Source organism: uncultured Nostoc sp., assembly GCF_937863485.1.
Classification (GTDB): domain Bacteria; phylum Cyanobacteriota; class Cyanobacteriia; order Cyanobacteriales; family Nostocaceae; genus Nostoc.
Window position 1 is genome coordinate 18,696 of record NZ_CALMFY010000121.1, and the last position, 13,459, is coordinate 32,154.

Annotated in this window: 12 protein-coding genes and 1 pseudogene; 7 read left to right on the plus strand and 6 right to left on the minus strand. The window is 42.9% G+C overall.

Features of this window, described 5'->3' with window-relative positions:
- Window positions 1–415: 415 nt before the first annotated feature.
- The 3 genes from Q0541_RS16485 to rsmI form a co-directional block, all read right to left on the minus strand.
- Window positions 416–1,327, minus strand: coding sequence for a hypothetical protein (locus Q0541_RS16485; RefSeq protein ID WP_298912009.1), 912 nt, complete (start codon window positions 1,325–1,327; stop codon window positions 416–418).
- 72 nt (window positions 1,328–1,399) lie between these two features.
- Window positions 1,400–1,681 (minus strand): GlsB/YeaQ/YmgE family stress response membrane protein, encoded by a 282-nt coding sequence (locus tag Q0541_RS16490; protein WP_273764137.1) that lies wholly within the window; start codon window positions 1,679–1,681, stop codon window positions 1,400–1,402.
- Between the two features lie 460 nt (window positions 1,682–2,141).
- The gene (gene rsmI / locus Q0541_RS16495) at window positions 2,142–3,002 is read right to left on the minus strand and encodes a 16S rRNA (cytidine(1402)-2'-O)-methyltransferase (RefSeq protein WP_298912013.1); all 861 of its coding nucleotides are present in this window, start codon (window positions 3,000–3,002) and stop codon (window positions 2,142–2,144) included.
- Window positions 3,003–3,146: 144 nt separating this feature from the next.
- Here rsmI and Q0541_RS16500 point away from each other — a divergent pair, with 144 nt between their 5' ends.
- The 7 genes from Q0541_RS16500 (at window position 3,147) to Q0541_RS16530 (ending at window position 11,380) form a co-directional block, all read left to right on the plus strand.
- Complete coding sequence (locus Q0541_RS16500; protein ID WP_298912015.1) at window positions 3,147–4,091, plus strand: sugar kinase; 945 nt, start codon at window positions 3,147–3,149, stop codon at window positions 4,089–4,091.
- A 332-nt stretch (window positions 4,092–4,423) separates the two neighbouring features.
- On the plus strand, window positions 4,424–5,284 hold the full coding sequence (locus tag Q0541_RS16505) for a 3'(2'),5'-bisphosphate nucleotidase CysQ (protein WP_298912018.1): 861 nt from the start codon (window positions 4,424–4,426) through the stop codon (window positions 5,282–5,284).
- A gap of 391 nt (window positions 5,285–5,675) precedes the next feature.
- Window positions 5,676–5,987 (plus strand): RNA-binding protein, encoded by a 312-nt coding sequence (locus Q0541_RS16510; RefSeq protein ID WP_298912021.1) that lies wholly within the window; start codon window positions 5,676–5,678, stop codon window positions 5,985–5,987.
- Window positions 5,988–6,110: 123 nt separating this feature from the next.
- Window positions 6,111–6,305, plus strand: coding sequence for a 30S ribosomal protein S21 (gene rpsU, locus Q0541_RS16515; protein WP_298912024.1), 195 nt, complete (start codon window positions 6,111–6,113; stop codon window positions 6,303–6,305).
- A 622-nt stretch (window positions 6,306–6,927) separates the two neighbouring features.
- Complete coding sequence (locus Q0541_RS16520) at window positions 6,928–7,992, plus strand: alpha/beta hydrolase (protein WP_298912028.1); 1,065 nt, start codon at window positions 6,928–6,930, stop codon at window positions 7,990–7,992.
- Between the two features lie 231 nt (window positions 7,993–8,223).
- Window positions 8,224–10,341 carry a catalase gene (locus Q0541_RS16525; RefSeq protein WP_298912030.1) on the plus strand — a complete coding sequence of 706 codons (2,118 nt, stop codon included), beginning with the start codon at window positions 8,224–8,226 and terminating at the stop codon, window positions 10,339–10,341.
- 319 nt (window positions 10,342–10,660) lie between these two features.
- Window positions 10,661–11,380, plus strand: coding sequence for a hypothetical protein (locus Q0541_RS16530; protein WP_298912032.1), 720 nt, complete (start codon window positions 10,661–10,663; stop codon window positions 11,378–11,380).
- Between the two features lie 246 nt (window positions 11,381–11,626).
- Here Q0541_RS16530 and Q0541_RS16535 read toward each other — a convergent pair whose 3' ends face one another.
- The 3 genes and pseudogenes from Q0541_RS16535 to Q0541_RS16545 all read right to left on the minus strand — a co-directional run.
- Complete coding sequence (locus tag Q0541_RS16535) at window positions 11,627–12,514, minus strand: hypothetical protein (RefSeq protein WP_298912034.1); 888 nt, start codon at window positions 12,512–12,514, stop codon at window positions 11,627–11,629.
- 49 nt (window positions 12,515–12,563) lie between these two features.
- The gene (locus Q0541_RS16540; RefSeq protein WP_298912037.1) at window positions 12,564–13,073 is read right to left on the minus strand and encodes a hypothetical protein; all 510 of its coding nucleotides are present in this window, start codon (window positions 13,071–13,073) and stop codon (window positions 12,564–12,566) included.
- Window positions 13,074–13,349: 276 nt separating this feature from the next.
- Window positions 13,350–13,459: pseudogene (locus tag Q0541_RS16545) on the minus strand (photosystem II protein D1); the annotation flags it as partial.

Below are 13,459 nucleotides of genomic sequence, written 5' to 3' on the forward strand. Positions count from 1 at the left end.
ATCGGGGAGACGGCGTTAGCCGGGGGTGAGTTTTCTTACAACTCATTTAAGATTGCTATAGCTTAAGATAAAACATTGAGATATTATAACTTTTTTAATTCCAAAAAAAGCAGTCACTTATTTTTTTAGTTGAATCTGCCAGTGGATAATTAATTATTAGATTATAAATTTCAGAACAGACTTTAACTAAAAAATGGTAATTTTTATGAGTGCAATAATTGAGCTAGCAAGACCCAAATTCTGCAAAGGGTAAGTTCTCGTCCGCACCCTTCTAGTGGTAAGTTAAGGTTACAAAAGGTAATCTATACTTATAAAAGTATATAATTTATATAACAATAAATATCCTTATCTATAAACTTTCTGAAAGATGCATAATCACGATCATCCAACCTTTTGAGATTAACTTGAGATTTAATTATAAGTTAGTAGTAATCTGGCGATCGCTTCTAGCTGCATCAAGTTCAGATTGGCTATAGATACTAAAATTTTGGATATTGTTACTCTCTAAAATAGCTCTTGCACCTGCTATGTAAATATCAGTGCCTTTTACAACAACTACGTAATGGCTAAGGGACACCTGATGATCATAATATCTGGCTAGCTCATCAGGAATTCCTAAAGTGGTGTAGTTATCTTGGGAACTGCTGATATTTACTTCAAAAATATCACTTAGGTTGCTTATATTTTGAGCGACTATAGATACTTGACTCATCGGAAAGCCAGCTAATTTCAGTTCAGTAAGCGCTCTTTGTGCGTCTTGGCGCGTATAAAAAACACCAACTGCTTGTTTATAGCGGCTATTTGGGGTCGAGTATGGCTGATAAACACCCCACTGTTGAATATCACGGCGATTAAAAATCCTCTTAGCAAGACGAATTTCTATGTCTATACCAGTTACTATCACCAAATAGTAACCTTTACAGACAAGATCGCTGTAACCCTGTGCTTGCTCTTTAGGAATTCCTAAACTTAGCAAGATACCAGGCAAACCACCAGTTAAAGTGGTAGCGATCGCTGTTGCTTCTGCTCCGGCTAAGATGACTTGGCCTATACCAGGAATTAGCCAGAGGACTAAACCAACTAATAAGCTAGTAAGACCGCCTAAAGCACTACCAGTAACGGCTCTAGCAGCATCTTTTGAGGATATATTGCCGGTGCGCTCTTTAACTTCAACACCAGCAATATCACTTTGTTCTTCTGCATTCCGTGCAATTACAGAAACATTATGCATTGGAAAATTAGAAGCTTTTAGTTCCTGAAGTGCCAATTGTGCATCGGAACATTTAGCGAAAACTCCTATGGTTCTTCGCTCATTTTCTAATGTCATTTTATCGGTTGATTGCAACTAGAAGTGATTCCCAAAACTGTTAGCTAATTTGAGGTAATATACATCAGGTAATTACACAGCTCGACGAGTAAATAAACCCCAAAGGAAAATCAGTAGCATCGCACCAAGAACAGCAAATAAAATGCTTCCAAGGGAAAAAGCTCCTACAGATGCGGCGGCTGCCGAACTACTTCCTAGCAAAGTTTGACCCAAATAACCCCCGACTACCGCTCCAAGGATTCCTAAAACAATGGTGGAGAGAATACCGCCACCTTGGGTTCCAGGATAAAATAACTTAGCTAAAGCACCTGCAATTAAACCCAAAACCAGCCAAGCAATAATGTTAGTAATCATATAATTTTTCCTTCGGGAGAATGTGGTTCGTTTGCTCTTGACTATTCCATCTTAAAGTTTTTCGACAATTTTTCTGATCTATCTAAAGAACTAATATTAAAAATCTTTAGATATCATTTGTATATTCACTAGGTAGTCTTTAAGGATGAATATATGACTTAATAACTTAGTAACAATAATGTATTTGGTATAGTAGTCATACTTTCTTTACTTTAACTTATACTTTCTTTACTTTAACTATATAATCCAAGTATTGGCTGCTTTGTAATCGTTGATTCAGGTGATGCCTACGGTTTTTGCTAGCCTACGCACATAAAAATTTGACTAGAAGTTACGCACAACCATAACTTCTAGCCGGAAGCATCTTAACCTTTGCAAATATTATGATTTTCTCAAAGCGGGAAGTAGGCATGCATAATCACATATGATATTTATTTACACCCATCCACTTATTAGCTGTTCAAGACTCAGGAGTAAGGACTATAGAAAGAGCTAGTTGATAGAGTTGGCGACGGGGAAGGAAAGTAGCTTTTGCTAACTGACGGCTAGCTTGCGATCGCGATATTCCTTGACTAATTAACTGTTTCAATTCGGCTTTCAATTGCTCTTGTGTCAATTGGGGCTGACTGGGTGGAATTCCTGCCACTACTAATGTATATTCACCTTGGGGTTCTCGTTCGCTGTAGTGAGCGATCGCTTCAGCAATTGTCCCCCGCCAAAATTCCTCATACAATTTTGTTAACTCCCGCCCTAGCACGATTTGGCGGTCGCTTCCCCAAACGTCTGCTAAGTCTTGCAAAGTTTCTCGTAAGCGGTGGGGCGATTCGTAGAAAATCAATGTGCGAGATTCTGTTTGCAGAGATTCTAAATGTTCTTGTCTGTGTTGACTTTTCGCTGGCAGAAAGCCTTCAAAGACAAACCGATCCGTTGGTAATCCAGCTGCACTCAAAGCGGTAATTGCTGCACTAGCACCAGGAATAGGAACTACTGGAATTCCCGCCTCAATACAGGCTTTCACCAGTTCATATCCAGGATCGGAAATACCTGGCATCCCAGCATCACTTACAAGGGCGATCGCTTTATTGTTAACTAAATGCTCTAATAATTCTGAGATGCGGCTGGTACGATTATGTTCGTGGTAACTCACCTGGGGTGTTTTAACTTGAAAATGCTGTAGTAGTTTCCCTGTGTGACGCGTGTCTTCCGCCGCAATCATATCCACAGTTTGCAAAATTCGCACCGCCCGAAAGGTAATATCTTCCAGATTGCCAATTGGTGTGCCGACGACGTAAAGTGTTCCTGGTTTTGGATCGGTTTGCATGAGCAAGAGTTAGGAGTCATTCAATTTTAGATTTTAGATTTTAGATTTTTATTTCAATTTAAAATCCAAAATTCAAAATCTAAAATTAGTGGAGTTAGGAGTTATGAACAACAATTTATACAGCTATACGAACATATATGACAAATGACTAATCCAAAATCCAAAATCGTTCGACTCAGAGAAGCCGAAGTCCAAAATCGTTCGACTGAGCAAAGCCGAAGTCCAAAATTGGCTCATGGTTTATTTGTAGGTTTAGTAACCTTGGATTTGATTTACCTTGCTGACTCTGCCCCTAAGAATAATCAGAAGATTGTCGCTACTGACTATACTGTAGCAGCAGGGGGCCCAGCTACAAACGCGGCTGTGACTTTCAATTATTTAGGAAATCAGGCTACAGTCTTGGGCGTGGTGGGTTCTCACCCCATGACGCAGCTAATTCGAGGTGATTTGGCAAATTACAAAGTTGCGATCGCAGACCTTGAGCCTAACACTGATTTAGCACCGCCTGTCTCTTCGATCATTGTCACCCAAGCTACGGGTGAACGATCTGTAGTTTCCATCAATGCTGTCAAAACTCAAGCCAGCAGCGCATCTATCCCGCCAGATATTTTGCAAAATGTCGATATAGTACTGATTGATGGACATCAGATGGCGGTTAGTTATTCCATAGCCCAGATGGCTAAAGCCAAGAATATCCCAGTAGTAATTGATGGTGGTAGTTGGAAGCCTGGATTTGAGCAAGTTCTGCCATTTGTAAATTATGCCATTTGTTCAGCTAATTTTTATCCCCCCAATTGCCAGACTGGAGAGGAGGTTTTTGCCTATCTGGGCGGATTTTACATTCGTGACATCGCCATTACCCACGGACAAAAACCAATCGAATACTTGAGTTGCACTAAAACTGGTATCGTAGATGTGCCACAGGTGCAAGCGGTTGATACATTAGGGGCTGGAGATATTTTCCACGGTGCCTTTTGTAATTATATTTTAAGGGAAAGTTTTACTGATGCCCTGGCACTGGCAGCTAATATTGCTGCTGATTCGTGCAAATTTTTTGGTAGCCGGCGCTGGATGGATTTAAAGGGCTGATTAGTCGGCTTAGTAGAGCATTTTATTAATTCGTAGCGAATTAAATTTGGTAATCCGTTGCAACGCCAATGTATGCTGATGCATTGTGAATGCGTTTCGATACAACCCCAATGTATGCCGATGCATTGTGAATGCGTCCCGATACAATGCCAATGCGTCGGCCGCATTGTGAATGCGTCTCGATACAATGTTAATGCGTTCCTCTGCATTGTGAATGCGTCCCGATACAATGCCAATGCATCCCGATGCAATGTTAATGCGTTCCTCTGCATTAAAAACACTACGCTTTTACGCAAAACTGTACTTAGTAAAGTTATATCAGGTCAAATTTAATGAAAGACTTACAAGAAATATTAGCGATCGCTCGTGAGGTAGGTTTGGGAGCAGCAGATATCCTGCGATCTTATTACCACGGTACTGCAAAAGACCCTAACTTAAAAGTACAATATAAACAGAATGAGCCTGTTACCGTTGCCGATGTAGCTGTGAGTCAATACATTTTGCAGAGGCTACAAGCAACTTTGGGTAATGAAGATTTTGCTTACATCAGCGAAGAAACCTATCAATCGCCAAGTACGGGCGTACACCCTTCTCCCCCTTGGGTATGGATAATTGACCCTTTGGATGGCACACGAGACTTTATCAAAAAAACTGGGGATTATGCAGTTCACATTGCTTTAGTCAAGGAAACACGCCCAGTGTTGGCAGTGGTGGCAGTACCAGAGGCTCAAAAGTTATATTACGCGATCAAAGGTGGGGGTACATTTGTAGAAACCCGTGATCGATCTGTTCCTTTACAAGTGTCATCAGGCAAACGAGTTGAGGATTTAACCTTAGTCGTTAGTCGCTCTCACCGCAACCAACGCTTAGATTACTTACTACAAAACTTACCCTGTCAAAACCAGAAAGCTGTGGGTAGTGTAGGCTGCAAAATCGCCACCATTGTCGAGCAACAGGCAGATATCTACATTTCACTTTCCGGTAAGTCTGCGCCTAAAGACTGGGATATGGCAGCACCAGAACTGATTTTAACAGAAGCTGGTGGTAAATTTACCCACTTCGACGGCACTGCATTGCAGTATAACACCGGTGATATCAATCAATGGGGAGGTTTGCTGGCTAGTAACGGTGAATATCACGAGGTGCTGTGTAAGGAAGCAGAAAGGATTTTAGCGCAGTTCGAGCATAGCTAATGGGGCGAGGATGAATATTTTTTAATTTGCTTTTAAAACACTGAGTCATGGTATGATTAGCCCCACTACCGATAATAATCTTTACTCCTTAGTCCACAACTTAATTTTCAAAACACTAAATAACTGCGCGATCGCTAGTTAATACCGATTTGCTTTTAATAGTGTCACTTTATGTAGTACAAGCAACAAAAGCCCGTCGTTGGAAGGTCTGTAGACCTGTCCTGAAAGTTTTATTTGGCAATAAAATTCATTGAAAGACGATATTCAAAGGCTGAAGGCTGTGCTAAACTCATGGACATAAGGATTATTTTCGGTTGAGTAACTCCTTTTGATTTCTAAAAAGTGTCTCTCCGAATTTAACTCTCTACACTCCCTGAATTCGGAGACTTTTATGTCAATTTACGTCGGAAACCTGTCCTATCAGGTTACAGAAGAGGACCTAAAGCTGGCTTTTAAAGAATACGGAACAGTGAATCGTGTTCAATTACCCACAGATCGGGAAACAGGCCGGCCGCGTGGGTTCGCTTTTGTGGAAATGGAATCAGACACACAAGAACAAGCTGCCATTGATGCACTTGATGGTGCTGAGTGGATGGGACGTGATTTGAAAGTGAACAAAGCTAAACCTCGTGAGGAAAGAAGTAACTCCTCTCGTGGTAGCTGGGGTGGTGGTAATGCCCGCCGCAACAGTAATCGCTACTAAGTCGATTCCTGAAAATTTCACATTTAGAGTCTCCAGCAGATAAAGCCAAAGGCTGCACTCTACTGGAATATTTTATTTTATATCTAACCTTGAACTATTCATTCACATTAAGGAGGAATGAGAATGACACAAGTAGTTTTAGGGGAGAATGAAGGTATTGAATCAGCCTTGAGAAGATTTAAGCGGGAAGTTTCTAAAGCCGGAATTTTCCAAGATATGAGAAAAAAGCGTCACTTCGAGACACCGATAGAAAAAGAGAAGCGTAAAGCAGTTGCTAGGCACAAGCAACGTCGTAATCAACATTCTTGCTTCAGTTAACAAATCCAAGCAAATTTGCCTTTCAATTTGACATCTAGCCAGCATCTCTTCATTATTGCCATCCCTCCAGCAAGCCACAAGTAATTAGACATACATAAATAAACAACATTGTTCGTAGTAGCGCTGTATTTGTTTTCAGCCCTACTAGCCGTATATATCTTCAATTACGTAAGCATTATTATACTAAATATCTATGTAATTATTTTCTAACATTTGAGTGAAATTAATAGCCAAGCAGCCAAAACAGAGCAAATACCATGTTGCTTCAATGCCAACGCTTTGCTTAACTCTTTTGTATTCATAATCACATCTGCATTTAGCAGTAGTTTATTCCGGTTCAATAACTTAGGCTTTACTGACCAACGCTAGAGGCAAGATTGTTTCTAGCTTTTTAAGATTAATACTGATGAGGTACTTTTAGAGGTTGAGTAAGTCTCTTCAATGCCATCCAGAAGTAAGCTTACTGCGATCTGAGCCACTTATATCAGACGGGCAATAATGCAGTACTTCAGATGATGTCGCCAGCGATGTCTACGACGGGCTACGCCTATGCGTGGAATTGGATAGAAAAACCAGTCAGACTTAAATAGTACTTCTGCTGTGGTACTTTTTTGAGGAGTTTATGAATCAAAAGATATCGAGAAGAGAGTTTGCCACACTGGCTGGGTCGGGGGTGGTGGCGATCGCCTTAGGTAGCCCACTTTTGGCAAAGTCAGTAGAAGCTGTATCCACACCTGATACCCAGATGAAAGCCGTGTTAGATGAACTTACCTCTTTTAACGCACCGCCCATTGAAAAATTATCGCCTATGAATGCTCGCAACAACCCGACTGTGGCAGATGCAGTCATGGGCGTGCTTGCCAAACGTCGCAAACCTGCGGTGGAAATGGTCGGGGATGTCAATCATCAACTTATACCAGGGCCGGGGGGCGATCTCCTCGCGCGTATTTATCTACCAAAGGGAAAGGGGCCCTTCCCCGTGCTGGTGTACTTCCACGGTGGCGGCTGGGTAATCGCCAATTTAGATACCTATGATTCATCATGCCGCGCTTTGACTAATGCAGCTAACTGTATAGTTGTATCTGTCGCTTATCGCCAAGCCCCAGAACATAAGTTTCCCGCAGCGGCGGAAGATGCTTATGCTGCAACTCAATGGGTTATGGCGAATGCTGCCCGAATCAACGGCGACCCCAAGCAGGTTGCAGTCGGCGGCGAGAGCGCAGGTGGTAACTTGGCAACTGTCACCTGCTTAATGGCACGTGACAGAGGTGGTAAGTTACCTGTGCATCAGATGCTAATCTACCCTGTTACCAATTACGCCTTTGACACACCCTCCTACCAGGAGAATGCCAATGCCAAACCGCTTAACAAAGCAATGATGATGTGGTTCTGGAGGCAATATCTAAACAGTGAATCTGATGGGAGTAATCCCTATGCTTCACCACTGCGAGCAGAAAACCTGCGTGGTCTACCACCTGCGACCGTAATTACGGCAGAAATTGACCCACTGCGTAGTGAAGGAGAAGCCTACGCCAAGCGTTTGCGTGAGGCGGGTTCCTCTGTAAAGGCAACCAACTATAACGGCGTGACTCATGAATTCTTTGGCACAGGAGCAGTTGTAGATAAGGCGAAGCAGGCGGTTAGGGAAGCAGCAGCCGGACTGCGCTCTGGATTTATGAGTAAGTAATCCACTTAGCAACTAGCAAATGAGACACGCGCAGCTTCTCTCCGTCTTCAGTCAGAGGTAGCATCGTACTATCTTAGAGAAGATAGTAGAGTCGCTTTCAGTGACTCACCTTAAAAGGGATCAGGAGCGGCAACGACCTATCCCGGCAGACTCATTTACCTGCTAAACAAAATTAATTAATTTGCGTAGCGTATTAATTCAACTGTTAAATAGCACCTCACACCACTGAACATGACTGAACACAATCCGCTCAACGAGCAAAGCAAACAGAAGGATCTAGACTCCTCTCGTCAAGAACCCGGAGAGTATCTGACCACCAATCAGGGACTTCGGGTTAACAACACAAATGATTCGCTCAAAGCTGGATCGCGTGGCCCCACATTGATAGAAGACTTTCACTTCCGTGAGAAACTGGCACACTTTGACCGAGAACGCATTCCAGAACGGGTGGTTCATGCGCGAGGAGCAGGTGTTCATGGATACTTCCAGCCTTATGAATCCCTGGCAGAGTATACAAAGGCAAAATTTCTCCAAGATCCCTCGGTTAAAACTCCCGTCTTCGTTCGCTTTTCCACGGTTGCCGGGTTCCGCGGTTCAGCCGATACCGCCCGCGATGTGCGTGGATTTTCTGTCAGGTTCTACACAGAAGATGGCAACTACGATATAGTCGGCAACAATATTCCGGTGTTTTTTATTCAAGATGCTATCAAGTTTCCTGACTTGATTCATGCCGTGAAACCCGAACCACACAACGAGATACCCCAAGCGGGAACCGCTCATGATAACTTCTGGGACTTCATCTCGCTAATGCCGGAATCAATGCACATGATTATGTGGATACTGTCCGATCGCACCCTTCCCAGAAGCTACCGCATGATGCAAGGGTTTGGTATTCACACTTTCCGCTTTGTCAACGAACAAGGCAAAGCAAGGTTTGTGAAATTTCATTGGAAGCCGATTCTAGGCGTGCATTCGATGGTGTGGGATGAGGCGCAGAAAGCAGGCGGAAAAGACCCTGATTTTCATCGCCGAGATTTAGGGGACGCGATCGAAATGGGCGATTATCCTGAATTTGAACTCGGTGTGCAGATTGTTGAGGAAGAGGACGAATTTAAATTTGATTTTGATATCCTTGATTCCACCAAGCTCATTCCCGAAGAACTAGTTCCTGTGAAGCCAATCGGCAAAATGGTACTCAACCGCAACCCAGACAACTATTTTGCCGAAACCGAACAAGTTGCTTTCCAACCTGCCAATATTGTACCGGGCATTGACTTCTCGGATGACCCACTACTGCAAGGTCGGATCTTCTCCTACGCTGATACGCAAGTACACCGTTTGGGAAGTGCAAATTATACCAATCTACCAATTAACCGCCCCGTTTGTCCGTTCGATAATAACCAACGGGACGGCGTTATGCAGTACAACATTCCGACTTCAAAGGTGAACTACTACCCCAATTCCCTCGGTAATGGTTGCCCCATGACGGCTCCGGAAAATCTCGGCGGCTTTGTCAGCTATAAAGAGCGGATGGAAGGTAATAAAATCCGAGAACGCAGCCCTAGTTTCCAAGACCACTTCAGTCAGGCAACTTTATTCTGGAATAGTTTATCCGATCCGGAAAAAGAACACTTAGTCAAAGCCGCACATTTTGAGCTAGGCAAAGTGATGAACCCTGCCGTCAAAGAGCGGATGCTGGAGTTATTTAACTCTGTCGATCATCAACTGGTAACCCGCATTGCTGAGGGACTGGGCTTACCTGCTCCTACAGAAGTAAAACCAAATCATGGGCAGAAATCTCCGGCACTCAGTATCCAGACTATGCTAGAGAAGATGCCAGACAAATCTATTAAGAGTCGCAAGATTGCAATTCTAGCGGCGGATGGTGTAAATGCTCAGGAACTTAGTACACTCCAGCAAGCACTAATGCAGGAGGGCGCTCAGGCGAAAATCGTTGCGACTCATGGTGGTAAAATCAAAGGCGATGATGGTCAGGAAATCCCGGTTGAGATGACCTTTGTGACAGCTGCTTCTGTGATGTTTGATGCGGTATATGTACCTGGTGGAGCGCAGAGCATCAAGACGCTCAAGCAGGAGGGAGAAGCAATTAACTTCATCAACGAGGCATTCAAGCACTGTAAAACAATCGCCGCTACGAGCGAAGGCGTCGAACTACTATCGATGGCTAATATTGAGGGCGTGAAGTTGTCGCAAGATGGCGCGCGCTCTGACATGGGTGTGGTGACTTCTAGTGAATCTGATTTGAAATCTGTAGCTGATGATTTTATCAGTGCGATCGCTCAACATCGCCATTGGATAAGATTTCAAAAGGAAATGGTACCTGCATAGCCACTTGCTTGACTTTGTGAACGGTAACTAATCCTAAATGGGACAGAAGCAGGGTAAACCTAACTTCTGTCCTTTCCATTTTTACAGTTGACAATATATATTCTTATTTTGAGAAGTTTATTGACATTAAGTTAAATAACCGTATGTTTAATGCACCGCTGTACGCCCCTACCTTCTAGCTCATTCTACAAAGAAGCGCTATAGTTTGTTGAGTTCCATTTACCGAACTTGCAGCAATATAAATTTATTCTTCCTCTATACCCATAAAGGGTTGTAGATATCGTTAGTCTGCAATCCTTGGCTCTGGATTTTTAAGAAAATGTTACGACTTTATCATTTATTATTAGGTTCTATTTTGCTGGTGTTAATACCACTGGGAGCAAAATTTGTTCTCCCTCAATTTTCTCCACCCAAAGTGGTAAAACCCCCTGTCGTTGTAAAACTTCCCAACCCTAATGAGGAAAATATCTGGCAGAAAATCCTGGGAAATGCTGCTGCTCCAGCTAACTGGCAAGTTGCTGCTTGTAAGGGAAATGCGCCTTTATTGTGTGTCTCCTCCAAAGGGGAACGTTTGGGTACAGTTGAGATTAACGTTTACCCACTAGCAAACAATGAGGATTTTCAAAAGAAACTCGTAGCAGCTGGTATTCCATCTGGTTCCCAAGTGGATTACCAAAGTTCCAAATACCAAACCCAGGTATTATCAGCGCTCAAGGCTTGGGTTGAAGATAACTACGCTGCTTTTGCGAAAGACCGTCAGGATAAATTTGGAAAACAGATTACTTTCTCAGCCTATCCACCGCAACCAGTACCCGTTGGTAAGCTTCAGGGAATCCGCTATGGGTTTGCCGGACTTAAGCAAAAAGGTGGAGTACAAGAGCAACATATCAGTCATGTTGCCTTTGATGGCACTAAACTTTACGTAATTACCACTGCCTTTGACCCAGGTACGCAAACAGGTAAGTTTGAGAAACTGGAAAACTTGGCTATTTTTCAACCTTACTTATATGCGATCGCAGCAGATTTACGTTTACCCTAATAGGCATGGGGTATGGGGCATTGAGCAATTCAATTTTGGATTTTGGATTGATGATAGCGCAGCGTAAAGCCTGCGGCATGGCAACTCTTAGAGAGGCTGCGCTAACGCTTAGAGCGAGTCCGCGTACTCCTACGGAGAAGCAAGCTAGCAAGAGCGTCTCGTAGAGAGCGTCTTTTAGATTAAATTTCAATTCTTTAATCCAAAATCTAAAATCTAAAATTCCCACTCCCCAGTCCCCCAATCAACCTAAATTTCAGCCACCGCCCGTTCAATCAAGCGACGTGCTAAAGTTTGCGTGCCGGTGTGTTCATAATAATTTGTTGCTACATCTAGGAACGCAGCGAGGTAGTCTAACTTGTCATCTGCAATATCGACAAAACTTTGCAAGTTGCCAACTACCTTTTGTGGCGTTAAATTATTGGCGCTGACAATATCACTCATCCAACCTTTAACTGAGTCAAAGCTTTCGCCGATAAAATTGAGTTTACTACCAGCGTTGTCCCCTGGAATCACATCTTTGATGTTTTGAAAAGTCGAGTTTTTTTCCAACTCCTGTGGATTTGTTTGATTAAGCCCGGATATCGCTTTGCTGATGAAGTCTGGCCCCAGAGGTATCAAACCATCAACACAAACTAACGCCACCATGCGGATGAGTGACTCACCACTATACTCTCCTAAAGAGGCGACAAAATCCCCAATACTGTCTCCAGGAATGCCGTTAATTTGACAAAAGGCTACCAACTCAGCAACTAATTTCAATGTCAAATCGATGGTTTGGGCTTTATCAGGTTTGGGAGTGACAGAGTTTAGAAAACCCAATAAAGGAATTTTTTCGCCAACTTTGTTAGCTAAAGCTGCTGCACCAAGCGCTTTATCTGTACCATCAACGGTTTGATATAGCCACAAAGCTGTTTGGTATCCTTGGGATTTGTCGTTGAATAGATAAATCGCTCTTTCACCAATTTGCTGAATTAAATCTTCGTCGTCTTCGCCAGTAACGGTTTTAATAGTATTGACAAAACCGACAGTATTTTGCCACTGGCCAGGAGCAACAAAATCGAGGGAATTCAACATAGAAATGGTTAAGCCGCTAGTTGGCAATTGATCAACCAACTCAAAAATCGATTTGCTCACAAAAATCTCCTTATTTAGATTTTGTTATCTTTAATGTCGGTAATGCGGCTCATTTCAGGCTAGCTAGACGACTAAGATTAAACTTCTCTAGCCAATCTGCGCGATCGCTAGCTGTAAATGACGAATCGCGAGAAAGTGCTTTTACTTGGTACTTTCCTACCAAAATTGCAGTTTGCGTCTTACCAACTTCGACTGCGGGATAACCGCCAATTTTTTTGGTGCTTTTCGAGAATTTTGCTGCTGTACTTGGTGTACTGGTGGTATCAGAAATAGACAGCAACGCTACTTCTTTACCGCCTTTTTTCAACTTCGCTTCCGCAAAGCCTTTTTTCTCTTGGGTATAGACGCGCTGGTAGCCATCACCTGCATTAGGGAAAAGTTTATTAAATTCGCTACCCTGAGTTGCGGTCTTAGTCACCGCTTGACCCTTTCTTTGTTGAGTGCTTTCTTTTTGCACCTGATCAAAACGTCCAGGTGCTTTTGCATTACAGGCTGTTGTCAGTAGTACCACTGACAGCAATAAAGCAGCTACCACTTTCCGCCCAGGGTGTAAAATCATTCTTGGCTTCTCCTTATATCTTGAGCTTTGAGGCAATTATCTGCGCTGCTAGCAATTATTACCCGTAAAATTTACTTTTTGATCATTATTGCCTAAGTTCTGAACTATAGCAGTCTAGTTTTGGTGCAACACCGATCAATATTTTTGCACTTTAAAAAAGTGTCCAATCCAATGCCATGCTTAATGTCCCAATTAACCCAATGCAAAAACGCCCCCCCTTTCGGGAGAGCGTCTTTTACTTATAGATAAGTGTGAGGAGCGGATATCAGATTATGATTAACCGTTGATAGCAGGAGCGGTAAGAGCTACAGGAGCAAAATCGCCTGCTGCTAAATCTAAGGGGAAGTTGTGAGCGTTGCGCTCGTGCATTACTTCCATACCCAGGT

Bases quoted from the DNA above. Each gene is read 5' to 3' on its own strand.
- Q0541_RS16485 (WP_298912009.1), bottom strand. From the start codon at position 1,327: ATGACATTAGAAAATGAGCGAAGAACCATAGGAGTTTTCGCTAAATGT.
- Q0541_RS16490 (WP_273764137.1), bottom strand. From the start codon at position 1,681: ATGATTACTAACATTATTGCTTGGCTGGTTTTGGGTTTAATTGCAGGT.
- rsmI (WP_298912013.1), bottom strand. From the start codon at position 3,002: ATGCAAACCGATCCAAAACCAGGAACACTTTACGTCGTCGGCACACCA.
- Q0541_RS16500 (WP_298912015.1), top strand. From the start codon at position 3,147: ATGACTAATCCAAAATCCAAAATCGTTCGACTCAGAGAAGCCGAAGTC.
- Q0541_RS16505 (WP_298912018.1), top strand. From the start codon at position 4,424: ATGAAAGACTTACAAGAAATATTAGCGATCGCTCGTGAGGTAGGTTTG.
- Q0541_RS16510 (WP_298912021.1), top strand. From the start codon at position 5,676: ATGTCAATTTACGTCGGAAACCTGTCCTATCAGGTTACAGAAGAGGAC.
- rpsU (WP_298912024.1), top strand. From the start codon at position 6,111: ATGACACAAGTAGTTTTAGGGGAGAATGAAGGTATTGAATCAGCCTTG.
- Q0541_RS16520 (WP_298912028.1), top strand. From the start codon at position 6,928: ATGAATCAAAAGATATCGAGAAGAGAGTTTGCCACACTGGCTGGGTCG.
- Q0541_RS16525 (WP_298912030.1), top strand. From the start codon at position 8,224: ATGACTGAACACAATCCGCTCAACGAGCAAAGCAAACAGAAGGATCTA.
- Q0541_RS16530 (WP_298912032.1), top strand. From the start codon at position 10,661: ATGTTACGACTTTATCATTTATTATTAGGTTCTATTTTGCTGGTGTTA.
- Q0541_RS16540 (WP_298912037.1), bottom strand. From the start codon at position 13,073: ATGATTTTACACCCTGGGCGGAAAGTGGTAGCTGCTTTATTGCTGTCA.